The sequence below is a fragment of the Gilliamella sp. B2969 genome (assembly GCF_026536195.1).
In the GTDB taxonomy this organism is placed as follows: Bacteria; Pseudomonadota; Gammaproteobacteria; order Enterobacterales; family Orbaceae; genus Gilliamella.
Window position 1 is genome coordinate 151,162 of record NZ_JAFNOP010000007.1, and the last position, 24,757, is coordinate 175,918.

Genomic DNA, 24,757 nt, shown 5'->3' on the forward strand with positions numbered 1-24,757 from the left:
TTTATTTATTTTCAGATAAAAAATCGGGTATGGGTAAGTTATTGGGTTTTGCTGGTTTGTTGCCACCATGTTTACGCCAATGTTTTAATTGATACACCCAAGCTAAAATTTGCGCGACAGCGGTATAAAGTTCAGTCGGAATGGTTTGACCAATTTCACCGTGACGATATAACGCGCGAGCAAGTGGTGGTGCTTCTAATTGTGGAATATCATGTTCGCTGGCGATTTCTTTAATCCGTAAAGCCGTGTTATCGGTGCCTTTGGCAAGTAATTTAGGGGCCGCCATAGTTTTTTCATCATAGTGTAAAGCCACCGCATAATGGGTTGGATTGGTGATAATCACATTTGCCTTACTTACATCGTTCATCATTCGGCGCCTTGCCATCGCTTGTTGCACTTGACGAATGCGCCCTTTGATTTGCGGATTGCCCTCTTGCTCTTTAAACTCATCTTTAATCTCTTGTTTCGACATGCGCAATTTTTTTAAATTGCTCCATATTTGATAAAAAATATCAAACCCCACCATTGGAATTAAAGATATGACGGCAAATAACCCACAAATCATAATTAATTGTGCGGCTTTTGCTAACGCATTGCTTAAATACATGTTGGGCAATGAGAGTATGGTAGAAAATTGGTGTAATAAAAAAAGTGCGCATGCAGCAGAAATTAACACGACTTTAAGGATAGATTTGAGTAGTTCAGAAAAAATTTTCGTACTAAATAATCGACCGAATCCGGCAATTGGATTGAGTTTTTTAAAATTAGGTTTAATTGATTGCAAACTAAATAGTAAGCCGCCAACACAAAGCGGCGCTAGGATAGCTACAATCACTAAACCTAAAAAAATTGGCAAAATAGACCAAAAACCGGCTGTGAATAAATTAACCAAATTAAAAATGACTAGCTTATCATCCAAAACATGATTAGACACTTTCATTGCTGTTTTGATAATAACGATCAAATTGCCAACTAAATTGGCACCGATCATCGAAAATAGTGTAATACCTACCAGTAATATGATTAACGAAGTTAGTTCACGCGATCGTGGAATCTGCCCCTTTTCTTTAGCTTTTTTGACTTTACTATCTGTGGGTTGTTCGCTTTTATCTAAATCACTGTCGTCAGCCATATTGAGCTTAAATAAAATTTAGGGGATAAGAATAGTGACAGTATGAACTCAACTCGAAAAAGTTATTGGCTAGAAAAGACCCTAAATTACGGGGTATTTATCGCGTTTACTAACATATAATATCTTTTATCACTAAACTTTGGCACGTTTTGATGAAATAATTTCGGTCTGTTGATAACCGTGATTAGTATAAACAACCGGATTATTAATGCTTTTTAGATAATCAATTGATTGTTGTGTTAAGTTCATACGTTTTTGAATAATCATGCCATTTTCACGATTAATTAGCGCTAATTGTTGTGTGGTATTGACAATAAATTGCCATTTATCAGCAAGCTTTGCTTTTTCACTATAAGGTGATTGGATATTATGCTGTTTGCTAAATTTTATGCGCTTTTCGTCGAGTAATTTTAACTCAATGAGTAGTTGGTTTTTTTGGTTAATAACTGCATTGAGTTGATTGATAGCACTATTTTCAATCAATATTTGCTGTTCATTGTTAAGAACGTCGGATAATGTTTGCAACATAATGATGACGTTATCTAAAATGTTGTCTAATTCTAACATTTTTATTTCCCTTCAGTTTTGAATTAGCTTTTAATATCTTCAATAGTTTGTTGAATTAACGCATCTGCAATTTTACTTGGATTAATCACTAAACTACCGTTGCTAATTGCCTGCTTTATTGTCTTTATTTTTTCGATATCAATATCGTTCTCACTGCACTGCAATTGTGCCATAACATGTTGACTTAACCTTAAGTCAGTGCAAGTGGTTGAATCATTTTTTTCTGGTACAGATGCCTTTGGATTTTTTTGTTGTTCATTGATTACCTCACGGCTGAGTAGTCCCGATATTGTTGTCACCAATTTAGTTGCATCTATACTCATAAAATACCTTTAATTGAAGTTCAAATTTAAATGATTTGTTTAATGGTATTATCGGCAAAAATTTGAAAATCATTAATTTTATTTATTGATTAATTATTATACCTTGCTCACTGACAATACCTTCAACAATCGTGCCTGTATTGAGTTTAACGTGAATATAATCTCCCGAGGCACCATTAGCCAACGTTTTACCTTTAGTTGCCACTAAATAACCATCTCCATTGATGATCACTTTAACCTGTTGTCCGGCTTTAACCTGCCAGTGTCTTTTAATCATTGAAGTTTTTATGGGTTCTTGTGGATCGATATGCCGTATTGCAATATGGTTAATAATTTGGCTTTTATCTAAAATGATTGTGGCCGGGAGTTTGTCTAATTGACCTGATTGCTCTGTTATGTGTTGTTCTGTAATTTTGGTGTCGGCATTTATTGCTTGATTGGCAACAATATAACTGCCAACCACATCGACATAGAGTTGGATATATTTGGTTTGATTTTTACATTTTGCACTCAGGGTAAGGTTGCCCCATAGTTTATTTTTACTTAGTAATTTTAATGTTGGTTTACGGCAGTTTAAATCAGGTTGAGCGGCTAGATAACGAATCGCAATATGATCGATTTTTTTATCTTGCAATTGTTCCAAAATAAAATGATGGATCTGATTATCAAGTACATCAGCAAACGATGTTTTCCAGCCTAATAGTATAAAAATGCAAAATATCAATCTAATAAAAAATGTCATAGTTACTTGTTTTTAAAATTATTTATGGTCGAATTTTACTGTATGCGTAAATGGTTTGAATGTTGAAATAAGGACAATTTTTGGTGTTATTTGTACGATGATTTTTTTTTGATTCACTTAAAATTCAAAACATCAATAAAGGTGAGATGATTTTTATGCTGAATAAATTAGATACATTTGTGAATTTTCATCAACAAGCATTAAATATACGTGAAACACGTCAACAGATTTTAGCTGCAAATATTGCTAACAGTGATACGCCGCATTATCAGGCTAGAGATATTGATTTTAATGCTGAATTAAACAAAGCACTGAATAATCAAAATAATATTAATGGCGTAAAACTGCAAGTGACTAACAAAAATCATATTGCAATTCAATCACCTATAACAACGAATACCAATCTTCTTTATCGTATTGCTTATCAAGCTTCGGCTGATGGGAATACTGTCGAAATGGATCAAGAGCGCACGGAATTTATCGACAACACGATTCATTATCAAAGCAATTTAACCTTTTTAGGTGAACAATTTAAGAATGTAATGTCAGTATTACAGCAAGGATAACAATAGATATGAGTTTCTCTATTTTTTCAATTTCAGCTTCAGCCTTAATGGCGCAAACGCAGCGGATGAATGTCAGTGCCAGTAACCTTGCTAATGCTGACAGTGTGACCAGTACTTCAGGTCAAGCTTATCGCGCTAAACAGGTGGTGTTTAGTGTTGATCATCAGGGCTATCAAAATCACATTGCTGGTGTAAAAGTTACCCAAGTTATTGATGATCCAACTCCGATGAATTTAGTTTACGAACCCCATCATCCACTGGCTGATGAGCAAGGTTATATTCAAAAACCTAATGTTGATATTGTCGGTGAAATGGTTAACACGATTTCGGCTTCGCGCAGTTATCAGGCAAATGTAGAAGTCATTAATACGGTAAAAAGTTTAATGTTAAAAACACTGACCTTAGGACAGTAGTAAGGAGTCATTTATGGGAGTGTCTAACGTACCGGTTTCGGAATCATCAACGATAAAAAGCCCACAATCCATGCAAAAAAGTGCAGCGGAAGCAAATTCAAGTAAAGAGTTGCAAGATAACTTTTTAACGCTGCTTATTGCTCAAATGAAGAATCAAGATCCAACTAATCCAATGGATAACAGCCAATTAACTTCGCAGCTGGCTCAAATTAATACCTTAGCTGGCATTGAAAGGTTAAACACAACATTAGGGGTAGTATCTGGTCAAATTGACGACAGCCTTTCTGTTAATGCCAGTAACCTGATTGGTAAAGGTGTGATGGTACCAGGTAATAAAATTTTGGTTGCTACCTCAGAACAAGATGAGAGCGGTGGTGAGCGCGAAACCATTACTACCCCATTTGGTTTTGAATTAGCCCGTGATGCGGATTCTGTTGTTATTACCATTAAAGATGAAAATGGAAATGTGGTACGTGAAGTTGATTTAGGTTCGATTTCCGCTGGGGTGAGCTCTTTTACTTGGGATGGTGAACTTAATGATGGAACAACAGCCCCGGATGGCAGTTATACCTTTACCGTTAAGGCGACAAGCGATGGGCAAAGTGTATCGTCAACGTCACTATCTTATTCTGTCGTTTATGGCGTTATAAATAGTCAAGTGAATAATAAAGTCTTACTTGATTTAGGCATACTTGGTTCAATTAGTATTGACGAAGTTCGTCAAATTCTTTAGGGAGATAAAGTTTATATGGGATTTTCTCAAGCAATTAGCGGTATGAATGCCGCATCAAAACAGTTAGATGTTATTGGTAATAATATTGCTAACTCTGCAACAGTAGGCTTTAAAAGTGCGAGTATTTCATTTGCCGATATTTATGCTGGCTCAAAAGTCGGTATGGGCGTGAAAGTGGCGGCTGTTATGCAAAATTTTAATGATGGCACCGCAACTTCAACCAATAATAGTTTAGATGTTGCTATCTCGGGGAATGGTTTTTTTCGTTTAGTGGATAGTAGTGGTCAAGTTTACTATACCCGTAATGGGCAATTTCAATTAGATGCTGAGCGCAATATTATTTCTGCTGATGGTTTGCAATTAACGGGTTATCTGGCATCAGGTACACCGCCCAAAGTACAACAAGGTAGTGCGCCTGGACCTCTTAAAATTTCGCAAGAAATGTTAAATGCATCAGCGACAACCAAGGCATCGTTACAAACCAATTTAAATTCAAACAGCAAAATACCTGAAAAACAACCTGTCAATGCGCTTGATGCTGATACGTTCAATTATTCCACAACTGTTACTACTTATGATTCATTGGGTAATCAACGTAATGTTCAGCTTTTTTATGTCAAAACTGCCGACAATCAATGGGATGTGCATTATATCGATGGTAGTGATCCGAGCAGTAATTTACAAAAAATTGGGCAGATGGAGTTTGATTCCTCGGGAAAACTCATTAGCAATCCTGAAATGACGATTAATATTAAAGGACTTAACGGATCGGCTGATAATACCTTTACTTTATCATTAGCCAATAGCTCGCAACAAAATATGGGTAAGGAAGTTGGCAGCATCAAAACACCTGTGGTCGATGGTTATGCACCGGGGGATTTAGTCGGTTACAGTATTAGTGATGATGGTTCGATTTATGGTATCTATTCTAATCAACAAACGATGTTACTGGGTCAAATTGCGATGGCTGATTTTGCCAATGTCAATGGATTGGAATCAGCCGGCAACAATAACTGGCGCTCAACCATTAATTCTGGTGCTGAAGTGCTCGGTATTGCAAATTCGGGGACTTTAGGTGCATTAACCAGTGGCGCTGTTGAGTCATCGAATGTCGATATGAGTCAAGAATTGGTCAATATGATTGTTGCTCAACGTAACTACCAATCTAATTCACAAACAATTAAGACTCAAGATCAGATCTTAAATACACTAGTGAATCTTCGTTGATATAAAGGTTATTTATGGATCGCGTTATTTATACTGCTATGTCAGCAGCGAGTCAGACACTTCATCAGCAGTCTATTACTGCCAATAATCTTGCTAATGTATCGACAGTAGGATTTCGAGCGCAGCTAACAGCGATGAAAGCTGTTCCTATCATTGGCAATGATAGACCAACAAGGACTATGGTTACCGCGACAACACCAACCTTTGATTCGCAAATGGGTACATTTAATTATACCGGACGTGATTTAGATGTTGCATTGGCAAAAGATCATTGGTTGGCCGTGCAACTACCTGATGGTAGCGAAGCATACACGCGCAATGGCGCTATCGAGATTGATGAAAATGGCACGCTTAATGTGCAAGGTTATCCATTACTCGGTGATAATGATGTATTAACTGTGCCCCAAGGTTCACAAGTTACTATTAGTTCTGATGGAACCTTATCGGCTTTGGGGGCGGGTGACCAGCCAACGACAATTGCGCAAGTGGGTAAAATAAAAAAAGTACAGCTTGAACGTAATGAAATTGTACGGGGTGATAATGGCTTGTTCCAATTAACACAAGCAACACGCGATACCCGAGGCGCGGTTATGCAAGATAACCCTAATACTAAATTGATGTTAGGGGTTTTAGAGGGCAGTAATGTTAATCCGGTTGCTGCTATGGTTAATTTAATTAGCCACTCGCGTCAATTTGAAATGCAGATGAAAGAGATTATGACTGCTGACGAAAATGCACAAAAAGCCAATCAAATTTTATCATTAACTTAAATGGAATAGGAAAAACAACCATGATTAAATCATTATGGATAGCCAAAACAGGCTTAACTGCCCAGCAAATGAATATGGATATTATTTCTAATAATTTGGCTAACGTTAGTACCGGTGGATTCAAACGGCAACGGGCTGTTTTTGAAGATTTGCTTTATCAAACTATTCGCCAGCCAGGTGCACAATCTTCAGAGCAAACCACCTTACCTTCTGGATTACAAATTGGTACAGGAGTAAGACCGGTTGCAACTGAACGTATTCATAGTCAAGGTAATTTAGAATTAACTGACAATAGCAGTGATATTGCTATTAATGGGCAAGGTTTCTTTCAAGTTTTAATGCCCGATGGCACGCAAGCTTATACGCGCAGTGGTGCTTTTCAAGTCAATCAAAATGGGCAGCTAGTGACCGCAGCCGGTTATGAAATTCAGCCAACAATTAATATTCCATCAAACGCAATTAAAATGACCGTAGGTCGTGATGGCGTTGTCAATGTCACGTTAGCTAATCAATCAACACAAGTACAAGTCGGGCAGTTAACATTACATACTTTTATTAATGATACTGGGCTTGAAAGTGTTGGTGAAAACCTTTACCTCGAAACCGAAAGTTCTGGTGCACCAACTGAAAACACACCAGGGTTAAATGGCGTAGGTTTGTTATATCAAGGTTATATAGAAACATCGAATGTCAACGTTGCTGAAGAATTAGTTAACATGATTCAAGTACAACGAGCTTATGAAATTAATAGTAAAGCTATTTCGGCTTCGGACCAAATGCTACAACGATTAAATCAACTCTAAACAGTAATCATGCGATGAACATAATGCGATATCTTGGTATTTTAACCGTATTTCTTTTGTTGGGTTGTGCCCAATTACCTAAAAAACCTTTAGTTGAAGGCGAAACAAGCATTGAACCAATGCTGCCCGTAATAGGTAATTCAACCGGTTCGATTTATCAGTCTTCACAACCCACTAGTTTTGGTTATCAACCGATGTTTGAAGATCGTCGTCCTCGTAACATTGGTGATGTGTTAACTATAGTGTTACAAGAAAATGTAAGCGCCAGTAAAAGTTCATCAATCAATGCGGGACGAAACGGTTCAACTGATTTAAGTGTCAAAGCTGTGCCGCAATTTCTTGATGGTCTAATTGGACGTGGCAAAGTTGATACTGATATTTCTGGTGCAAATGATTTTAAAGGGTCTGGTGGCGCGAATGCAAAAAACACCTTTAGCGGCACGATTACAGTGACGGTTCAAGATGTCATGGTCAATGGTAATTTAAAAGTCATTGGTGAAAAACAAATAGCTATAAATCAAGGCACCGAGTTTATTCGATTTTCAGGTGTGGTTAATCCAAGAACTATTAGTGGCAACAATACGGTTATTTCAACACAAGTTGCTGATGCGCGTATTGAGTATGTCGGTAATGGTTACATTGACGAGGCACAAACCATGGGTTGGTTGCAGCGTCTATTTTTTAATTTTTCTCCATTTTAATGAGTAGTGTTATGCTGAAAAATTTGCGTTTTATTCTCTGTTTTAGTTTGACAATGATCGCAGGTATGCCACTGAGTCATGCTGAGCGTATACGTGATTTAGTCTCTATTCAAGGTGTCAGAGAAAATGCTTTAGTGGGTTATGGTTTGGTTGTGGGGCTTGATGGTACTGGCGACCAAACATCGCAAACTCCATTTACTATTCAAAGTATCACTAACATGCTTTCTCAACTCGGTATTACGGTGCCATCGGGCAGCAACATGCAGCTTAAAAATGTGGCTGCGGTGATGGTAACAGCAAAATTGCCTTCTTACGCCCGAGTGGGACAGCAAATTGATGTGGTGGTGTCCTCACTGGGTAATGCTAAAAGCTTACGAGGCGGAACATTGATTATGACGCCGTTAAAAGGGGCAGATAATCAAGTTTATGCCATTGCACAGGGCAATCTTTTTGTTGGCGGCATGGGCGCAAACAGTAAAAATAGCAGTGTGAGTATTAATCAAATGTCAGGCGCAACCATTCCAAATGGTGCGACAATTGAACGCGAATTGGCAACGCGATTAGATGAACAAAATACAATGTATTTGCATCTAAACCATTTTGATTTTACCCAAGCGTTGAAAATTGCTGATGCGATTAATAAGTTACAAAAAAATACAGCAGTCGCTTTAGATGGGACTACTGTTAGCCTATCTATGCCCAAAGACAGCCAAGCAAGGGTGAAATTTTTATCACAAATTCAAAATTTAGAAATTGGTGTGACGCCAATCTCAGCTAAAGTGGTGATAAATACGCGAACCGGTGTTGTGGTGATGAATCAAAAAGTAAAATTAGATAATTGTGCAGTCGCACATGGTAACTTATCTGTTGTGGTCAATAATAAACTAAAAGTCAGTCAACCCAACACGCCATTAGCAGGCGGTGCAACTGCTATTATCCCTGATGATCAAGTCAGTATAACGCAAGATGGTGGGGCACTACATAATCTCGCTTCAGGTACAGATTTGAAACATGTGATTAATTCGCTAAATGTATTAGGCGCCACCCCAACCGAATTGATGTCAATACTTGAAGCATTAAAAACCGCAGGCTGTTTGCATGCAGCATTAGAAACAATTTAAATTTGAAAATTGAAGATGAATAATAAAATTGGCCAGAGTTTTAACCGTTTTGCTTATGATTTATCGAGTTTGCATCATTTAAAACGAAATGTGACAACCGGTGCAAATGATAGTATCAAACAAGTTGCCGAACAATTTGAAACACTTTTTATTAATATGATGATGCAATCAATGCGTAAGGCTGTACCAGAAGGGGGATTATTTACTAGTGCAGCCACTCAGCTGTTTACCTCGATGTTTGATCAGCAAATAGCACAACAATCTGCAGGTAAAGGATTGGGATTAGCCAATATGCTCACTCAACAATTAACCAAGTCTTCACCTGATGCAGCCAAGATTAACATGCAGTCTAATAGCAATAATAAACATCCTAATTTAAAATTGGCTCAATCTTTATTTTCTAAAAATACTTCGCATCTTTCACCTCAAGCATTAGGGCAAATGCTGTATCATCAACATAAGGCAGACAATGCATCACAACTTAAGTCAAATGAGTTAGCTTTTGACACTACGCGCCAAGATCTTGATGCTGATCATGTTACAACCTTCGTGCAACAGTGGCTTAAACCCGCTAAGCAAGCATCGGGGATTTCTGGTATTCCTTATGAAGTTATAATTGCACAAGCAGCATTAGAAACGGGCTGGGGGCAAAAGGAAATTAAAACAGCAGATAATCTCACCAGTCACAATTACTTTGGGATTAAAGCGACGCCTGCCTGGAAAGGTAGTTCAACGCGCTTAACCACTCAAGAATTTGTGAATAATCGGATGATAAAAATTCAGGATGAATTTAAAGTTTATAACAGTAAACAACATGCATTGACTGATTATCTCAATTTATTAACCAAAAGTCCTCGTTATCGTGCTGTGGTTAATGCGCCTGATGCTCGCTCGGCTGCCAAAGCATTACAAGCGGCAAATTATGCTACCGATCCAAACTATAGTGATAAACTAATTCAAATTATTGGTCGTATTGAGCAAATTGCAGCAACAATACCATCGATATCCACCCGTGGTTTTAAACAAATTGCTTTTAACTAAGCGCACTTTGGTTATTGACGCGAGTTGCTATAATCAAAAAGGCGGATAAACCCGCCTTTAATTTTTGAGATAGATCTTACTGATGATGATTGCAATAAGTATCATCGCGATAAACTAATTCAAATCATTAGTCGTATTGAGCAAATTGCAGCAACAATACCATCAATATCCACCCGTGGTTTTAAACAAATTGCTTTTAACTAAGCGCACCTTAGTTATTGACGCGAGTTGCTATAATCAAAAAGGCGGGTAAACCCGCCTTTAATTTTTTGAGATAGATCTTACTGATGATGATTGCAATAAGTATCATCGCAATAAACTAATTCAAATTATTGGTCGTATTGAGCAAATTGCAGCAACAATACCATCAATATCCACCCGTGGTTTTAAACAAATTGCTTTTAACTAAGCGCACTTTGGTTGTTGGCGCGAGTTGCTATAATCAAAAAGGCGGGTAAACCCGCCTTTAATTTTTAGAGATGTCTTACTGATGATGATTGCAACAAAAGTACAACTATTAAAAATAGTTAATTACTTCATTTGAAATAAAGACATACTTTGCATATTCATAAAAGTATATTGCGCAGCTTGTAAATTTGCCTGTAACATTACATAATCTGAAATTGCTTCATACCAGTCGACATCTTCAATTTGACTGATTTGGGTTTCAAATTCAATATCTAAGCTGTCACCTAAAGCCGATAATCTTTCTACTTCTGCTAATACTGTTCCGCCAGCCGCTCTTAAAGTTGATATGTTATCAAAAGCATTATCAATCCCTAAACTTGCTTGAGTTAATCCTGCTCGAAATTGCTTAATGGCATCTTCATCGTTATTGTCTAATTTCATATTTAACGCATCAAGCGCATAATCTAGGCTGGCAAAGATGTCGCTTGGTGCATCAGGTTGGTTTGGATTGGCGCCACTCATAAAGGTTTGTGCACCGGTAAAACTAAGTGAAACTTCGCGCGTGTCATCAATCAAAACGTTAATTTGTGATGTTCCACCCACATAATTGACTTTACCTGCTTCATCAACAACAAATGGTGGTGTGTCGTTTTTGTTACCGGCAAATAAATAATTACCATTGGTATCTTTAGCATTGGCTAATGAAATAAGTTGATCTTTTAAACCTTGTAATTTATTGGCAAGATCTTGGCGGTTTTCGTCATTTAATGTTTCGTTTCCGGCATAAACTAACGTTTCTTGAATAGTTTGAATGACGGTATTAACTTCTTTTAAAATCGTATCTTGTCGGCTTAATGATTTATCAACACTTTCGCGTGCTGCTTGGAATTGATCGTTCTTCGACTGTGCTTGTTTAAGGATCAGTGCTTGTGATGCCCCCATCGGATCATCTGAAGGTGTTAAAATTTTCTTACCTGTTGCTAAATGTAATCCAGATTTTTGCCATTTATTGTTAGTATTTAAGATACTATTTAAATTTTTTTGATACATTGAATTAGTACTAATTCGCATTATTAAACCCTTTTATCAATTAGCCAAACCTAAGATGGTATCGAATAGTGTTGTTGCAGCATCAATTACTTTTGCATTAGCTTGATAATACTGCATATAAACCTGCATCGAAATATACTCTTCTTCAATATTAACCCCTGATATAGATTGATTTTGCTCATAAATCTGATCTGTAATATTTTGGTTGGATTGCAGAGAAATTTTGGCGGTATGCGTTTCACTGCCAATATAACTTACTAAGGTGTTGTAAGCACTGTTTAATGTTTTGGTGCCATTAATTAATTTTTCATTTTGTATCTCTAAAAATTTTGCCACATTACGATTGTCACCAGTACCGTTTTCGTCATCGGCAAGCCCAGTAGCAAGTTGATTAACATCTTTTACCAACAATTGTAATGACGAAGCAATATTAGCAACTGGTTTAAGCATAAACGAATCGCCATTAACTGGTGTACCTGTGATTTTTATTGATAAACCATCAAAGTTTAATGCACCATTCTCAACTTGAGGCGTGATTTGCTGATTGTCAGATAATCGCGTTACTATCCAATCACTACCATTAAATTCGATTTTATAATCAGACGCTTTAATATCCTTAACTGATTGATAATCAATGGTTACCGCGGCATTTCCTTGATTTTTAATATTGGCGATACTGCTAGGCGCATTGTAATCAAATAATTTTTCGCCAGCATTACCATTGATATCAACACCTGACATATGGACTTGATTAAATCTTTCAGCCAAATTTAATGCAATTAAACCTAATTGATTACGTGCTTCTAGGAGTGGTCCATCACGAGAAGTTAATAATCCATTTAATCGGCCTGATGTGATATGTTGACTTGTGAGTTCTTGAGTCGCACCAGAAGGATGAGTGTAAATAATTGTATTTAAAGAAGGGTCATCTGTTGAAGGTTGTACTGATAGTTGATTAACTGATGCACCTTGTACTAAATTTAAGCCATTACTAAGCGAAATATTATATTGACCATTTTGTTCGGTGACAGTGATGCCGATAATTTCACTTAATTCATTGACTAGCTGATCGCGTTCATCAAGCAGCGTATTAGGTTGGTTTGCTTCACCCACAGCCTGTAGTTTTGAAATTTTTTGATTTAGTTCTGCAATTTGTTTGGTATAAGCGTTGATTTGATTAACGTTATTGCTTAGTTCAGTATTAATATTGGCAATTTGATTTTTTAAATTTAATTCGGTTTTATTAAATTGATTTACTAGTGAAGTGAGATCGCTAATCACCGTTTGCTTAGTTGCAGCGTCAGCGGCATTTGATGAAAGTTTATTTAAGCTAGAAAATAAATTATTGAGTTGTGATGCAATACTATTTTCATTTTCAGCTAATAAATTATCCACTTTAGATAATTCATTGTAATACGCTTTTATTGAACCATTTTGTGACTGTGCTTGGCGTAATTGTCCAACAACAAATCCATTAAAGGCTCGATTAACAGCACTGACGCACACACCATTACCAACAAAACCAAAACCATATTTAGTACTATTTGCTTGGCTTAAAATTTGTTGTTGACGATTATAACCCGTAGTATGTGCATTACTGATATTATTGCTTATAACATTAAGCATATTTTGTGCTGCATTTAATCCACTAATACCAGTATTCATCAATGAATTTGACATAAAAACTCCCAAATATAGTGTTAGTTAGTCACGCAATAATTAACTAAACGAATATTGTCTATATCGGATTAATTGCTAAAAACTTTAATTATTTTTTGCAAAATTAAACAACGCTGATTTTTGGTAAAACTTTTTATGCTGCATTATTCGGATTGAATTTTTTGTGATTGTTTTAAAAAATCAATGCCAGTCATATTATTTTCATCTTCAATATATTGTTGTGCTGATTTATTTAAGATTAAAATACTGATACGACGATTGGCATCATTACTGTAATTGGGTTTATTTAAGCTTACGGTATCAGCCAATCCAATAATACGAATAATTTTGTTTGAATCTAAGCCACCAGCAATCAGTTCTCTTCTTGATGAGTTTGCTCTGTCAGCTGATAACTCCCAATTACTATAACCCCGATCACCTGTGATATACTGGCGTTCATCGGTATGACCCGATAGCGTAATTTTGTTAGGTAGTGAATTAATGATTGGTGCTAATGCATTTAAAATTTCTTGCATATTAGGGTGAATCACAGCACTGCCGACATCAAACATGGGCTTATCATCGCTAGCCAAAATTTGGATTCGTAACCCCATTTCAGTCAATTCTATAATTAAATTTGCCGCTAATTTTTTAAGTCGTGGATCGAGTTCAAATACTTCATTAATTTTGCGTGCGGTTTCGATTAACTGTAATTTTTCAACCTGTTTTTTCTCAGAATCAGTCAGGTCTTGATGCAAGGTGGTATTGTTTTCTTCCCCTATTTTTTTGTGAAAATCATCGCCACCGCCAGGTATTGGACTTTCACTATCACTGAGGTTTTTTCCGCCATTTTGCCCCAGTATTAAAGGGGTTCTAAAATATTCAGCAATGCCTTGTAATTCTTGAGGGCTAGCTTTAGCAATTAACCACATGACTAAAAATAGTGCCATCATAGCGGTCATAAAGTCGGCATAGGCGATTTTCCAAGAACCACCATGATGCCCACCACTATGCCCAGATTTTTTTTTAGAGATAATTATTTTTACTGAGTTGTTTTTCATTGTTCACTGTTTTCTGTTTGCTGAGTATTTTTTTCTTTGATTTCTTGTAGGTATTTTTCTAATTCAAAGAAAGAAGGTCTTTCATGAGAAAATATGGTTTTACGTCCAAATTCAATACAAATTTGAGGGGCATAGTCATGCATACTTGCAATTAATATCACTTTGACACATTCCAAGATTTTTACACTGTCGGCGTTTTTTTGTCTTAAAAGTGCAGCTAAAGGTGAAACAAAACCGTAGGCGAGTAATATACCTAAAAACGTTCCTACCATCGCGTGAGCAATTAATTCTCCTAATTCGCTTGCCGGTCTGTCAGCTTGTGCTAACGTATTAATAACCCCCATAACGGCTGCAACGATACCAAATGCGGGTAAGCCATCGCCTACACTTGAAATGGCATCGACTGGTTTTTCTAATTCATGTAACTTGGTTTCAATTTCTTCATTCATTAATGCTTCAATTTCGTATACTTCCATGTTGCCACTAATCATTAATCGCAAATAATCTGTTATAAAATCACAGATTTGAGGATTTGCTAAAATAAGTGGATAAGCTTTAAATAGTTCACTTTCTTTCGGGTTATCAATATCAGCCTCAATAGATAATCCGCCATTTTGGCGAACTTTAGTTAAAATGGTGTACATTAAATTAATCAGAGTTAAGTACAATGTTTTATTATATTTTGATGTCTTAAATAATTGACCTAACGATTTAAGTGTAGCGATAATGATTTTTTTTTCGTTACTGACAATAAACGCGCCGATAGCGGTTCCGCCGATAATTAGAAATTCTAACGGTTGAAAAAGTACGGCTAAATACCCTCCACTAAGTACATACCCAACTAGGGCAGAAGCGATAACAACGATATATCCTACAATGATGAGCATTGGCTTTCCTTTTTCTCCATAAACTGATCGTGATTAACTATGCTTATTTTTTTATAATGTTGATTTAAGCTGTCATTTGTTTTGCAATAATCGAATTAAAACCATTGGGTATTGATAATACTTGTAAGCATTTTGCATGGTTTTCTTTCTGTGTTTTGTTATTTTTTTCTGCCCTTGACGGTGGTTGGCATAAACTACAAATAAAACTATTATGCGGTTGATAAGCATGGGTAATAAATCGCCCTTTACATGCTTTGCAGCATGATTGTTGCATTACATTGCTTTCAACAAATTTGACTAAGATCCACGCTCTGGTAAGTCCTAAAACTGGCTCTTCATTATAAGACGGACATTGCTCTAAATACAGTTGGTAGGCTTTTAGAATTGATTGAATGCCGGGTTTGGTACCATGTTTCACCAAAAAGTGATAAGCATTATAAAAAATACTAGAGTGAATATTGGGTTCCCATGTCATAAACCAGGTGGTCGAAAAGGGTAATAATCCTTTAGGTGGTGGACAACCTTGGATCTCTTTATATAATTTGATTAATTTACCACGACTTAAGTTGGTTTCGCTTTCCAGCATTTGAATTCTAGCACCTAACGAAATTAGTCGAATGGCCAGTTGAACTTCCTTATATTTTTGAATAATACTTGTGCATCTCATCCTAATTTCCTATTACTTATTGATTGAATCTAATAGTAAACTAGATAAAAGAATTCCCGTATGCATCTGCTTAATGTCACTCACACGAGATTCTTCGGTTAGTTTTTTCATCATTTCTGAATTTTCAAAACGTAATTTAAATGTTAATTGGTTGGTTTCAGACAACACTAACATTTGAGAAGCACTGAGATTACTAAGCATGTCTGCTGTTTCTTCATCAATACCTAGTCGATACATCGCCATTACTTTATCTTTTTCAAGCATGCGTTGACTTAGTAGTAATGTTGAAAGATTCAAATGATGTATGCATTTAAGAATATCGTCATCTAATATATTACCCAATTTAATCACCAATCCCTATTCAGTAAAATTCGCATTAAAAAGTGCGAAATAAATAAATTTTTATTAGAAATATTTTTTTATGCTTAAAATTACATTTTTAAACGAAAAAAATCAATAAAAAAATAATTTCAATTTATTTTCGATTAATTAAATTTTATTTAGCTCTTTTTTATAAGCTAATTTTACTTTGTATTCTTTTTATTGCTTGGCTGTGTAATTGGCTGACTCGTGACTCACTAATATCCATAATTTTACCAATCTCTTTTAAATTGAGCTCTTCCTGATAGTAAAGCGCCAACACCATTTTTTCTTTTTCTGGCAGTTTTTCTATTTGTTCAATAATGATATTACGCATTTCATCGTTAATGATGTTGGAAAAAGGCGTGTTATCATCTTGATAATCAATCATCGCATCCAAACTGTCACCAAGTTTTTTTTGTATTTCGTCGTAAGAATATAGTTGGCTATAATTGGAATCTAATAATATTTTTCGATATTCGCTTAGAGATAATTGTAAGTAATTGGCAATTTGTTGATCAGTTGGTGCAACACCTAACTGCTGTTCAAGTTGATGAATTGCCTGAGTGACATCTTTAATTTTTTTGCGTGTTTGTCTAGGTAGCCAATCTCGACTACGTAACTCATCTAACATGGCGCCTTTGATTCGCGGGATGGCGAAGGTTGTAAACGTATTACCTTGTGATGCATCATAACGTTTTATTGTGTCTAATAAACCGATATAACCAACTTGTAATAAATCATCAAGCTCTACTGTTGTAGGTAAACGTACTGCTAATTTTAGTGCTTCATTACGAACCAAATGAGTATATTTTTGCCAATCAGCTTCATTCATTACACCTTGTGAGTTATAAAGCTTATCATTCATTTTATGAACCAATGTAAAAAATGCCTGATGGTATTATGGTGATAATCGGTTAATTTAATGGCGAGAATAGCGTAATAAATAATAGGTATTTGGCATTATTAGCAATAACGGAAATTAAACCGTTATTGCTAAGTTCAAAATTAGAGTAACCAGAAAAATTTAGATAAAAAACTTATTGTAATAAAGATAGTACTGATTGTGGTACTTGGTTAGCTTGTGCTAATACAGATGTACCTGCTTGTTGTAAAATTTGACCGCGCGTCATATTAGATACTTCGGTTGCATAATCAGCATCTTCAATTCGGCTACGTGCAGAACTTAAGTTATTTACTGTGTTATTGATGTTATTTACAGTTGATTCAAAACGGTTTTGTACCGCACCAAGCTCACCACGTAATGCATCAATTTTTGATAATGCTGCATCAAGTGTTTTTAATGGATCTGCTGTTGGTGTGTTTGATACATTGAAAGCGGCTAGACCTAATTCTGTACTATCAATTTTTTTCAAATTGATTTCAATGGTTTCGCCGTCATTTGCGCCAACTTGGATTTTTAGTGATTTATCTGCTGACAATACTTTAGAACCATTGAAATCAGTTTGTTTAGATACACGGTCGATCTCTTCTAAACGTTGATCGATTTCGTTTTGGATTGACTCTAAATCGCTTTGAGAGTTAGTGCCGTTTGCTGCTTGAACGGTTAATTCACGAATACGTTGTACGTTGTTATTAATTTCGTTTAATGCACCTTCAGTTGTTTGCGCAAGTGAGATACCATCATTTGCATTACGTGCAGCTTGAGTTAAACCTTTAATGTTTGAAGAAAAACGGTTAGCGATAGCTTGACCTGCTGCGTCATCTTTAGCGCTGTTAATACGCATACCAGATGAAAGACGTTCAATAGCTGTGCCAAGCACACTTTGTGAATTGTTAAGGTTATTTTTTGCCATTAAAGACATCGTATTAGTATTAATTACTTGTGCCATTTTTATCTCCTTTAATATTATTAGTAAAATCAACGTGATACTGATTATTAATTCAATATTCTTGCTGACAGATAATGTATCGGTAGTAAAAAAAGAAACTTTAATTTTTTTCTACATTATGGGTGATTTTACTCAGTTTTAATGGCGATTTTTGTTAGGTAAATTGATATAAATCATTTAATTAAATTATTTTTTATGTTTTATAAAAACGCACCGTTTTTATTATGTCGCGATAAAATTTCAAACCTGATTAAACTTTTTAGTAAGTTAGCCGATATAAAACTTATCGAATAATTGTTATAGGTTGATCAGATAATGGCAATGAGTGTGTTAGGTATCGGTTCAGGAATCGATCTTAATGAAGTTTTAAATCAATTAGAGTCTGTTGAAAAAACACGTTTAACTCCAATTAAATCACAACAAAAAGCGGTTAATGCCAAAATTAGTGGATTTGGTAAGTTAAAAAGTGCGTTAACGGCATTTAATTCAGCCACCGAAAAATTGCAGAAAAAAGATTTATTTCAAAGCAAACTCGCAACTGGCAATGATAGTTATTTTACAGCTAAAGTAAATAGTCAGGCACAATCGGGTAATTATGCTGTGAGCGTTGAGCAATTAGCGACTTCGCATAGCGTTGCAACAACGTCAATTAATGATAAAAATATGAGTCTAGGAAGTGATAGTGAAAGCCGCACAATGACCATTAAGCAAGCTAATGGTAGTGAACTCAATATTGTGTTATCTAAAGATGAAACCTCGCTTGAGTCAATTGCTAATGCAATTAATCACGCCAAAGTAACGAATGCTGATGGTAGCACGAGTGAATCGACGATGAATGCAGCCGTTGTTCGTTCAGGTACAGGAAGTTATCAGTTAGTTATCACCGCTAAAGAGACCGGTGAACAACAGACTATTACGTCCATTTCGTCAGATGATGAGCAGTTAAATAACATAATTGGCTTTGACTATAATCAAAAAGATAATGCTAATATGACTGAAGTTTGTCAAGCGCAAGATGCTAAGTTTACTTTTAATGGTATTGCCATTACCAGTGCTTCAAATACCGTTAAAGATGTGGTTGCGGGTATTGATATTACGTTAAAGGCAACGACTACAACTAGCGAAAATTTAACCATAACGGCTGATAACGAAAAAGCTGAAGAAGCTATTAAACAGTGGGTTGAAGCATTTAACCAATTACAATCAACTATATCGAGCTTGACTAAATTTACCGCAAAAGAGGCCAATTCCGAAGAGTTAGATAGTAATAATGGACCGCTTATTGGTGATTCTACTTTACGTAATATCGATCAAAGTATTCGTTCAATTTTTGCAAAAGGGCAGGCTGGGGAGTTTTCGGTTTTAGCACAAATTGGTGTGAATATGGATAATAATGGTTCATTAACGATTAACCAAAATCAATTACAAAAAGTACTGAGTGAGAATAGTGAAGCTGTTGCTGAGTTGTTTATTGGTGATGGTCAAAATAGCGGTATCGCTAATGAGGTTTTCGCTAAGATTAGTGGATTTATTGATAATGACGGTATGATTGATTCAGCAACGAATGGTTTAAATTCGACATTAAAATCATTAGATAAGCGTTATGAACAAGTGAATAACTCAATTGAACAAACTGTTGAACGCTATCGAGTGCAATTTACTAAGTTGGATGTTTTAATCAGCTCGTTAGATAGCATGAGTAACTATTTATCTACTCAATTTGACATGATGGCCAATTTAAAAAAATAGGAATACCCGATGTATAAAGTTGGTTCTGATGCTTATCAGCAAGTTAGTTTAGAAACAAAAGTTAGCCAGGCGTCCCCACATCAATTGATTGTATTACTGTTTGATGGTGCACTTAATGCTATTCGCTTGGCCAGTTTACACATTGAACGAGGCAATATTGCGGGTAAAGGCGCAGCAATTTCAAAAGCCATTAATATAATTGATAATGGGTTGAAAAGTTGTTTAGACCTAGAACAAGGTGGCGAAATTGCTGAAAATTTAGATCGTTTATATCACTATATGACTCAACAATTGGTGCTAGCAAATTTACATAATGATAGGCAAAAATTACAAACTTGCTTTGATTTGCTTAATAATATTGCTGAATCTTGGCGCGAAATTGCGAGATAAAAAGGAATGGAATGTGAAAACATCTTTATTAGAACAATATGAACAACTTAATTATGTCACTGAACAAATGCTTATCAATGCGCGTGATGAAAATTGGGATTTATTGTTAACTTGGCAAGCTAAATATCACCAATTAACGAAAGCGATTATGCAAGTCGATGATCTCACTGCTGTTGATAAAATACCTTTAAAACAGCAAGATATATTTAGTATGTATATTAAAAATATTCATAGCTATCAACAGCAAATTAGCCAATTAATTATTTATCGTCATGCTCAATTAAAAGAGTTAATTGGCGAACAAGTCGATTATCAAACAAAGCTTGATAGCTATCAAAAAATTGCAAGTTTAATCTAATTTGTCTTATTAGCTTTAGTTTTATTAATAAAATACGGTTAAATATAACTATGTTGAGCAAAATAGTTATATTGTTGGCTAGTGATTTTTGGTTATGATAAGTGGTATCGCAATCACTTATCAGATGTTTGAATCTTGTTTAGCACTGCTTACAACCGTTTATAGCAATATGACAAGCTGTGAGTAATGCTAAACCTGCAAATTGAAGATAGCATAGACAATAACAGTATTTAAACATTCATGTTCATGATTTCTTGATAGGCAGCAACGAGTTTATTACGTACTTGAATACCAAATTGAAGTGAAACCGAAGATTTTTGCATATTAACCATCACTTCATTTAACGTGATGTTGGGCTTTCCTTGTTCAAAAGCTTGTGCTTGATTATGGGCCTGAATTTGTGTTTGGCTAATGTGATCGAGTGCCATTTTTAATGCCGCAGTAAAATCAGATTGTGCGCTCTTTGCTTGGTTGTTTATTGTGGCGTTGGTTTGATTAAAATCAACTAGAAAGGTGTTATTAATTGTATTTAGCGTGTTCATGGCGTTAAAAGTCATCTCTTCTTAACTTGCTCAATATGTGATTGAATTTAACATACAACCTTAAATCTAAATGCCACAAGTAAGGGGTAAAGCATTTGCTTTTTTAGCTATTGATTTTTTTAAATGGATTGATAATAAACTCTAGAACAAATCTAATTAGTTTAGCATTAGGGTTTTTATGGATAGCCAAACTGTCGGTAACAAAGGCGAATCAATATTGAGCAAGTTACCATTTATCAATCAATTTAAACAAAATCGTAAAATGCTGCTGCTTGTTGCTGGCGTGGTTGTGCTTGCTATTAGTAGTATCGCCTATTTATGGCTAAAAGACGATAATTATGGGGTTTTGTTTAGCCAGTTGAGCGATAAAGATGGCGGCGAAATTATTAGCCAACTCGATAAGATGAATATTCCTTATCAGTTTTCATCTTCAGGATCGACTATCTTAATTCCTGCTGATAAAGTTTATGACACGCGCTTACGTATTGCCCAGCAAGGCTTACCTAAAGGTGGTGCTGTTGGTTTTGAATTACTCGACAAAGACAGCTTTGGTATGAGTCAATTTAATGAACAGATTAATTATCAACGCGCATTAGAAGGTGAACTGTCAAGAACCATTTCAATTATTAGTAGTGTGGATGATGCAAGAGTGCATTTAGCGATGCCTAAGCCCTCTTTATTTGTACGTGAAAGAAAATTTCCTTCCGCGTCTGTAGCATTAACATTATTACCTGGACGCTCATTATCACAAGGGCAAATTGATGCTATTGTTCATTTAATTTCAAGCAGTGTACCGGAATTACAAGCAGAAAAAGTCACAATTATTGACCAGCAAGGTCATTTATTAACGGGTGAAAAATTTCGCGACGGTAACGTCAATGTCGCGCAGTTAGAATACAGTCAAAAAGTAGAAGATACCATTCGAGAGCGGGTCGAAAAAATCATTACACCGGTGTTAGGTAAACAAAATATTATGGTGCAAGTTAATGCTGATATTGATTATAGCCGGCAAGAAGCAACATCTGAAACCTTCGATCCCAATAGTGATGCTGCTCAGCAAACCCTACGTAGTAAGCATCAAGTGGAGAATCGTCAGTTAGCAGCAAACGATAACACCGGTGGTGTGCCGGGCGCTTTGTCAAACCAACCTATGCCAACACCGAGTGCGCCCATAGATGAGAATCCAGACTCAAAATCAAAAGACGATAAGAAAAAAATTTATAATTTACAATCAAATAATACGTTAAATTTTGAAGTAAATAGACAAATCGTGCACAGTAAAATTCCAGAAGGGCGTATTAAACGATTGTCAGTCGCTGTGCTGGTTAATTATAAGTTTATGGCTCAACAATTGGATCAATCTCAATTACAAGAGCAATCAGACAATGCCAAGGAACCAGCACCACAGTGGGTGAAATTAGATAAAGATGAACTGGATAATATTGAAGCATTAGCGCGTCAAGCAATGGGATTTTCTGATTCACGCGGTGATACGTTGACGGTTGCAAATTTAAAATTTACCGATCAAGCGTTCGAAACGGATGATAGCTTGCCATTTTGGCGAACACATGAGTTTTATGATGTGCTAAAAACAGTAATTAAATATCTTGTTTATGTTTTAGTGTTATGGTTTGTTTGGCGCAAAATGTTACGTGCTTTATGGATTAAATTACAACGCCAGCTCTTTAATGTGAATCATGCTTCAACTGATACTAAATTATCGGGTGAGGATAAGTTAGATTATAAGGCGCATAGTAAACAGCAGCAGAAGATATTTGAAGATAATATGCAGCAGCAACAATATATTCGCAAAATTGTCGAGAAAGATCCTCGGGTCATGGCGTTAATTATACGTGGTTGGATAAGTAAGGCGGACACAAATCCATGAATTTAAGTTTAAGTGAATCTCAAAAAGCAGCAACTGTGTTAATGGTGTTAGGTGAAGAGCTTGCCGCTAATGTTATGCAATACCTTAATCCTAAAGAGGTACAGCAAATTAGTAGTGCCATGATGTCGTTACCACAACTTTCTCAAGAACAGTTGAAAGACATCTTAAATGAATGTCAAAAAACACTTGAAGAGTGTGCTGTACTTAATACTGATACCAATGGTTATTTACGTTCAATTCTCGAAAAATCAATTGGTACTGAAAAAGCCGATCGGTTACTTGATGAGTTGTTAGAGGTCGATTTAGAAGAGGCGAAAGACGGACTTGAGATGCTTAATTTTGTCGATGCGGCCAGAGCGGTTGATTTAGTTAAAAAAGAACATCCACAAATTATTGCTACAATTTTAGTTCATTTAAATCGAGACTTAGCTGCCGAAATTTTAAATTTATTTGATGATGAATTACGTAATGATGTCATGCTTCGAATCGCAACATTTGGCGGGGTTGAGCCGTCGGCACTTCAGGTTTTATCTGCCTCATTATCGACGTTACTACATGGTCAAAATATTAAACTTAATAACCTGGGTGGTATTCGTACTGCGGCTGAAATTATTAACTTGATGAAATCACAACAAGAAGAATTGGTGATCAATTCCTTACGTGATTATGACAGTGAACTTGCACAGAAAATTATTGATGAAATGTTCTTGTTCGAAAATCTGGTTGAAGTCGATGATAGAAGTATCCAACGTCTACTTAAAGAGGTGGATAATGAAACATTGATTATTGCCTTAAAAGGCGCATCAGTGGCATTACGTGACAAGCTATTAAGTAATATGTCACAGCGTGCAGCTTCGATTTTACGTGAGGATTTAGAAAATAGACCACCAGTGCGCTTATCTCAAGTCGAAACAGAACAGAAGAAAATTTTGGTTATTGCGCGCAAATTGGCTGAAAGTGGTGAAATGATTTTAAGTAGCGGTGATGACGAATATGTATAATCGAACCAATACCCTGAGTTGGGAACCATTAAGTTTTCAGGATTTAACGTTAGTTAAGTCGCAAAAGTTAACCAAAAAGAAAATAACTAAACATGCTGATAAGGTTGAGCCCAAACCAGAGCCTAAAGTTATTGAAGTCGACAACAGTGTTATTGAACAACAATTAGCCATTATCAAGCAACAAGCAAAAGAGCAAGCTTATCAAGAGGGATTTAATTTAGGTAAAGAAGAAGGGTTTAATATAGGTCAACAAGCAGGTTATGAGCAGGGGTATGCCATTGGTCAGCAAGAAGGCAAAGCGGCAATTGAACAGCAGCTTAATGCAGAAAAATTAAAAGCAGTGGAGACAATAACTAATTTAGTTAGCCATTTTCACGCCGCTATCAATCAAATAGATGATTTAATAGTTCCTCAATTGTTGGATCTAGCCTTAGTTGCGGCACAAAAAACGGTCGGGACAATATCTAAAGTTAAACAAAAACAGTTAATGCATACCATTAAGACCTTAATTGACGAAGGTTCGATGATAATTAAGTCAGCCTCTTTGCATCTGCATCCCGATGATCTGTTATGGATTGAACCATTATTACAAGATGAAATTAAACAATATCATTGGCAATTAGTTGCAGATACGAATGTTGAATTAGGTGACTGTAAAATATGGACCGATACTAATCAAGTCGATGCTAGCAATGCTTGTCATTGGCAAATGATGGCCGATTGTATACAAGGAGAGAATCTGTAG

At 35.9% G+C, this 24,757-nt stretch carries 28 protein-coding genes; 15 read left to right on the forward strand and 13 right to left on the reverse strand.

The annotated features are described in order from the left end of the window. Nucleotide 1 precedes the first annotated feature (1 nt). The 4 genes from flhB to flgA form a co-directional block, all read right to left on the reverse strand. Nucleotides 2–1,132 carry a flagellar biosynthesis protein FlhB gene (flhB, locus tag J3U66_RS08010; protein ID WP_267348673.1) on the reverse strand — a complete coding sequence of 377 codons (1,131 nt, stop codon included), beginning with the start codon at nt 1,130–1,132 and terminating at the stop codon, nt 2–4. A gap of 132 nt (nt 1,133–1,264) precedes the next feature. Beyond that, on the reverse strand, nt 1,265–1,699 hold the full coding sequence (locus tag J3U66_RS08015) for a flagella synthesis protein FlgN (RefSeq protein WP_267348675.1): 435 nt from the start codon (nt 1,697–1,699) through the stop codon (nt 1,265–1,267). 23 nt (nt 1,700–1,722) lie between these two features. Then, nucleotides 1,723–2,022 (reverse strand): flagellar biosynthesis anti-sigma factor FlgM, encoded by a 300-nt coding sequence (flgM, locus tag J3U66_RS08020; protein ID WP_267334071.1) that lies wholly within the window; start codon nt 2,020–2,022, stop codon nt 1,723–1,725. 82 nt (nt 2,023–2,104) lie between these two features. Continuing rightward, the gene (gene flgA / locus J3U66_RS08025) at nt 2,105–2,764 is read right to left on the reverse strand and encodes a flagellar basal body P-ring formation chaperone FlgA (protein ID WP_267334072.1); all 660 of its coding nucleotides are present in this window, start codon (nt 2,762–2,764) and stop codon (nt 2,105–2,107) included. A 155-nt stretch (nt 2,765–2,919) separates the two neighbouring features. Here flgA and flgB point away from each other — a divergent pair, with 155 nt between their 5' ends. Genes flgB through flgJ form a run of 9 tightly spaced genes read left to right on the forward strand, consistent with a single transcriptional unit; the run spans nt 2,920 to nt 10,139 of the window. Next, nucleotides 2,920–3,330: a flagellar basal body rod protein FlgB gene (gene flgB / locus J3U66_RS08030; RefSeq protein ID WP_065633081.1), complete on the forward strand. Its 411-nt coding sequence runs from the start codon at nt 2,920–2,922 to the stop codon at nt 3,328–3,330. An 8-nt stretch (nt 3,331–3,338) separates the two neighbouring features. Then, complete coding sequence (gene flgC / locus J3U66_RS08035) at nt 3,339–3,743, forward strand: flagellar basal body rod protein FlgC (protein ID WP_065633067.1); 405 nt, start codon at nt 3,339–3,341, stop codon at nt 3,741–3,743. 13 nt (nt 3,744–3,756) lie between these two features. Beyond that, nucleotides 3,757–4,476: a flagellar hook assembly protein FlgD gene (gene flgD, locus J3U66_RS08040; protein ID WP_081297424.1), complete on the forward strand. Its 720-nt coding sequence runs from the start codon at nt 3,757–3,759 to the stop codon at nt 4,474–4,476. A 15-nt stretch (nt 4,477–4,491) separates the two neighbouring features. Next, the gene (gene flgE, locus J3U66_RS08045; RefSeq protein ID WP_267334073.1) at nt 4,492–5,703 is read left to right on the forward strand and encodes a flagellar hook protein FlgE; all 1,212 of its coding nucleotides are present in this window, start codon (nt 4,492–4,494) and stop codon (nt 5,701–5,703) included. 14 nt (nt 5,704–5,717) lie between these two features. After that, nucleotides 5,718–6,473 (forward strand): flagellar basal body rod protein FlgF, encoded by a 756-nt coding sequence (locus J3U66_RS08050; RefSeq protein WP_267334074.1) that lies wholly within the window; start codon nt 5,718–5,720, stop codon nt 6,471–6,473. 20 nt (nt 6,474–6,493) lie between these two features. Further along, on the forward strand, nt 6,494–7,276 hold the full coding sequence (gene flgG, locus J3U66_RS08055; protein WP_267348677.1) for a flagellar basal-body rod protein FlgG: 783 nt from the start codon (nt 6,494–6,496) through the stop codon (nt 7,274–7,276). 14 nt (nt 7,277–7,290) lie between these two features. Next, nucleotides 7,291–7,977, forward strand: coding sequence for a flagellar basal body L-ring protein FlgH (locus tag J3U66_RS08060; protein WP_065799319.1), 687 nt, complete (start codon nt 7,291–7,293; stop codon nt 7,975–7,977). An 11-nt stretch (nt 7,978–7,988) separates the two neighbouring features. Continuing rightward, the gene (locus J3U66_RS08065; protein WP_323849470.1) at nt 7,989–9,098 is read left to right on the forward strand and encodes a flagellar basal body P-ring protein FlgI; all 1,110 of its coding nucleotides are present in this window, start codon (nt 7,989–7,991) and stop codon (nt 9,096–9,098) included. A 15-nt stretch (nt 9,099–9,113) separates the two neighbouring features. Beyond that, complete coding sequence (flgJ, locus tag J3U66_RS08070; RefSeq protein ID WP_267344719.1) at nt 9,114–10,139, forward strand: flagellar assembly peptidoglycan hydrolase FlgJ; 1,026 nt, start codon at nt 9,114–9,116, stop codon at nt 10,137–10,139. Nucleotides 10,140–10,670: 531 nt separating this feature from the next. Here the strand turns inward: flgJ and flgL are convergent. The 8 genes from flgL to J3U66_RS08110 all read right to left on the reverse strand — a co-directional run bounded on the left by flgL (nt 10,671) and on the right by J3U66_RS08110 (nt 18,084). After that, nucleotides 10,671–11,618 carry a flagellar hook-associated protein FlgL gene (gene flgL, locus J3U66_RS08075; RefSeq protein ID WP_267334076.1) on the reverse strand — a complete coding sequence of 316 codons (948 nt, stop codon included), beginning with the start codon at nt 11,616–11,618 and terminating at the stop codon, nt 10,671–10,673. Nucleotides 11,619–11,633: 15 nt separating this feature from the next. Next, a complete protein-coding gene (gene flgK, locus J3U66_RS08080; protein ID WP_267348679.1) occupies nt 11,634–13,277 on the reverse strand; it encodes a flagellar hook-associated protein FlgK in 1,644 nt (547 codons plus the stop codon). 143 nt (nt 13,278–13,420) lie between these two features. Beyond that, nucleotides 13,421–14,317 (reverse strand): flagellar motor protein MotB, encoded by an 897-nt coding sequence (motB, locus tag J3U66_RS08085; RefSeq protein ID WP_267334078.1) that lies wholly within the window; start codon nt 14,315–14,317, stop codon nt 13,421–13,423. Continuing rightward, nucleotides 14,314–15,204: a flagellar motor stator protein MotA gene (motA, locus tag J3U66_RS08090; RefSeq protein WP_267334079.1), complete on the reverse strand. Its 891-nt coding sequence runs from the start codon at nt 15,202–15,204 to the stop codon at nt 14,314–14,316. The genes motB and motA overlap by 4 nt, the downstream gene beginning before the upstream one ends. 64 nt (nt 15,205–15,268) lie before the next feature. Continuing rightward, a complete protein-coding gene (gene flhC / locus J3U66_RS08095; protein WP_267334080.1) occupies nt 15,269–15,871 on the reverse strand; it encodes a flagellar transcriptional regulator FlhC in 603 nt (200 codons plus the stop codon). Nucleotides 15,872–15,883: 12 nt separating this feature from the next. Beyond that, nucleotides 15,884–16,204: a flagellar transcriptional regulator FlhD gene (flhD, locus tag J3U66_RS08100; protein WP_141671490.1), complete on the reverse strand. Its 321-nt coding sequence runs from the start codon at nt 16,202–16,204 to the stop codon at nt 15,884–15,886. Nucleotides 16,205–16,382: 178 nt separating this feature from the next. Then, nucleotides 16,383–17,099, reverse strand: a complete 717-nt coding sequence (locus J3U66_RS08105; protein ID WP_267334081.1) for an RNA polymerase sigma factor FliA — start codon at nt 17,097–17,099, stop codon at nt 16,383–16,385. Between the two features lie 172 nt (nt 17,100–17,271). Then, nucleotides 17,272–18,084: a flagellin gene (locus J3U66_RS08110; protein ID WP_267334082.1), complete on the reverse strand. Its 813-nt coding sequence runs from the start codon at nt 18,082–18,084 to the stop codon at nt 17,272–17,274. Nucleotides 18,085–18,399: 315 nt separating this feature from the next. Between J3U66_RS08110 and fliD the strand changes: the two genes are divergently transcribed. Genes fliD through J3U66_RS08125 form a run of 3 tightly spaced genes read left to right on the forward strand, consistent with a single transcriptional unit; the run spans nt 18,400 to nt 20,581 of the window. Next, the gene (gene fliD, locus J3U66_RS08115) at nt 18,400–19,833 is read left to right on the forward strand and encodes a flagellar filament capping protein FliD (protein WP_267334083.1); all 1,434 of its coding nucleotides are present in this window, start codon (nt 18,400–18,402) and stop codon (nt 19,831–19,833) included. A 9-nt stretch (nt 19,834–19,842) separates the two neighbouring features. Next, nucleotides 19,843–20,223 (forward strand): flagellar export chaperone FliS, encoded by a 381-nt coding sequence (fliS, locus tag J3U66_RS08120; protein ID WP_267334084.1) that lies wholly within the window; start codon nt 19,843–19,845, stop codon nt 20,221–20,223. 13 nt (nt 20,224–20,236) lie between these two features. Continuing rightward, on the forward strand, nt 20,237–20,581 hold the full coding sequence (locus J3U66_RS08125) for a hypothetical protein (protein WP_267334085.1): 345 nt from the start codon (nt 20,237–20,239) through the stop codon (nt 20,579–20,581). A 230-nt stretch (nt 20,582–20,811) separates the two neighbouring features. Here J3U66_RS08125 and fliE read toward each other — a convergent pair whose 3' ends face one another. Further along, nucleotides 20,812–21,138, reverse strand: coding sequence for a flagellar hook-basal body complex protein FliE (gene fliE / locus J3U66_RS08130; protein WP_267334086.1), 327 nt, complete (start codon nt 21,136–21,138; stop codon nt 20,812–20,814). A gap of 163 nt (nt 21,139–21,301) precedes the next feature. Between fliE and fliF the strand changes: the two genes are divergently transcribed. The 3 genes from fliF to J3U66_RS08145 are packed head-to-tail and all read left to right on the forward strand — an operon-like array spanning nt 21,302 to nt 24,757. Further along, nucleotides 21,302–23,011 (forward strand): flagellar basal-body MS-ring/collar protein FliF, encoded by a 1,710-nt coding sequence (fliF, locus tag J3U66_RS08135; RefSeq protein ID WP_267344712.1) that lies wholly within the window; start codon nt 21,302–21,304, stop codon nt 23,009–23,011. Further along, complete coding sequence (gene fliG / locus J3U66_RS08140; protein ID WP_267334088.1) at nt 23,008–24,012, forward strand: flagellar motor switch protein FliG; 1,005 nt, start codon at nt 23,008–23,010, stop codon at nt 24,010–24,012. The genes fliF and fliG overlap by 4 nt, the downstream gene beginning before the upstream one ends. Further along, nucleotides 24,005–24,757: a flagellar assembly protein FliH gene (locus J3U66_RS08145; RefSeq protein ID WP_267334089.1), complete on the forward strand. Its 753-nt coding sequence runs from the start codon at nt 24,005–24,007 to the stop codon at nt 24,755–24,757. Before fliG ends, J3U66_RS08145 begins: the two co-directional genes overlap by 8 nt.

Bases quoted from the DNA above. Each gene is read 5' to 3' on its own strand.
- flhB (WP_267348673.1), bottom strand. From the start codon at position 1,132: ATGGCTGACGACAGTGATTTAGATAAAAGCGAACAACCCACAGATAGT.
- J3U66_RS08015 (WP_267348675.1), bottom strand. From the start codon at position 1,699: ATGTTAGAATTAGACAACATTTTAGATAACGTCATCATTATGTTGCAA.
- flgM (WP_267334071.1), bottom strand. From the start codon at position 2,022: ATGAGTATAGATGCAACTAAATTGGTGACAACAATATCGGGACTACTC.
- flgA (WP_267334072.1), bottom strand. From the start codon at position 2,764: ATGACATTTTTTATTAGATTGATATTTTGCATTTTTATACTATTAGGC.
- flgB (WP_065633081.1), top strand. From the start codon at position 2,920: ATGCTGAATAAATTAGATACATTTGTGAATTTTCATCAACAAGCATTA.
- flgC (WP_065633067.1), top strand. From the start codon at position 3,339: ATGAGTTTCTCTATTTTTTCAATTTCAGCTTCAGCCTTAATGGCGCAA.
- flgD (WP_081297424.1), top strand. From the start codon at position 3,757: ATGGGAGTGTCTAACGTACCGGTTTCGGAATCATCAACGATAAAAAGC.
- flgE (WP_267334073.1), top strand. From the start codon at position 4,492: ATGGGATTTTCTCAAGCAATTAGCGGTATGAATGCCGCATCAAAACAG.
- J3U66_RS08050 (WP_267334074.1), top strand. From the start codon at position 5,718: ATGGATCGCGTTATTTATACTGCTATGTCAGCAGCGAGTCAGACACTT.
- flgG (WP_267348677.1), top strand. From the start codon at position 6,494: ATGATTAAATCATTATGGATAGCCAAAACAGGCTTAACTGCCCAGCAA.
- J3U66_RS08060 (WP_065799319.1), top strand. From the start codon at position 7,291: ATGAACATAATGCGATATCTTGGTATTTTAACCGTATTTCTTTTGTTG.
- J3U66_RS08065 (WP_323849470.1), top strand. From the start codon at position 7,989: ATGCTGAAAAATTTGCGTTTTATTCTCTGTTTTAGTTTGACAATGATC.
- flgJ (WP_267344719.1), top strand. From the start codon at position 9,114: ATGAATAATAAAATTGGCCAGAGTTTTAACCGTTTTGCTTATGATTTA.
- flgL (WP_267334076.1), bottom strand. From the start codon at position 11,618: ATGCGAATTAGTACTAATTCAATGTATCAAAAAAATTTAAATAGTATC.
- flgK (WP_267348679.1), bottom strand. From the start codon at position 13,277: ATGTCAAATTCATTGATGAATACTGGTATTAGTGGATTAAATGCAGCA.
- motB (WP_267334078.1), bottom strand. From the start codon at position 14,317: ATGAAAAACAACTCAGTAAAAATAATTATCTCTAAAAAAAAATCTGGG.
- motA (WP_267334079.1), bottom strand. From the start codon at position 15,204: ATGCTCATCATTGTAGGATATATCGTTGTTATCGCTTCTGCCCTAGTT.
- flhC (WP_267334080.1), bottom strand. From the start codon at position 15,871: ATGAGATGCACAAGTATTATTCAAAAATATAAGGAAGTTCAACTGGCC.
- J3U66_RS08105 (WP_267334081.1), bottom strand. From the start codon at position 17,099: ATGAATGATAAGCTTTATAACTCACAAGGTGTAATGAATGAAGCTGAT.
- J3U66_RS08110 (WP_267334082.1), bottom strand. From the start codon at position 18,084: ATGGCACAAGTAATTAATACTAATACGATGTCTTTAATGGCAAAAAAT.
- fliD (WP_267334083.1), top strand. From the start codon at position 18,400: ATGGCAATGAGTGTGTTAGGTATCGGTTCAGGAATCGATCTTAATGAA.
- fliS (WP_267334084.1), top strand. From the start codon at position 19,843: ATGTATAAAGTTGGTTCTGATGCTTATCAGCAAGTTAGTTTAGAAACA.
- fliE (WP_267334086.1), bottom strand. From the start codon at position 21,138: ATGACTTTTAACGCCATGAACACGCTAAATACAATTAATAACACCTTT.
- fliF (WP_267344712.1), top strand. From the start codon at position 21,302: ATGGATAGCCAAACTGTCGGTAACAAAGGCGAATCAATATTGAGCAAG.
- fliG (WP_267334088.1), top strand. From the start codon at position 23,008: ATGAATTTAAGTTTAAGTGAATCTCAAAAAGCAGCAACTGTGTTAATG.
- J3U66_RS08145 (WP_267334089.1), top strand. From the start codon at position 24,005: ATGTATAATCGAACCAATACCCTGAGTTGGGAACCATTAAGTTTTCAG.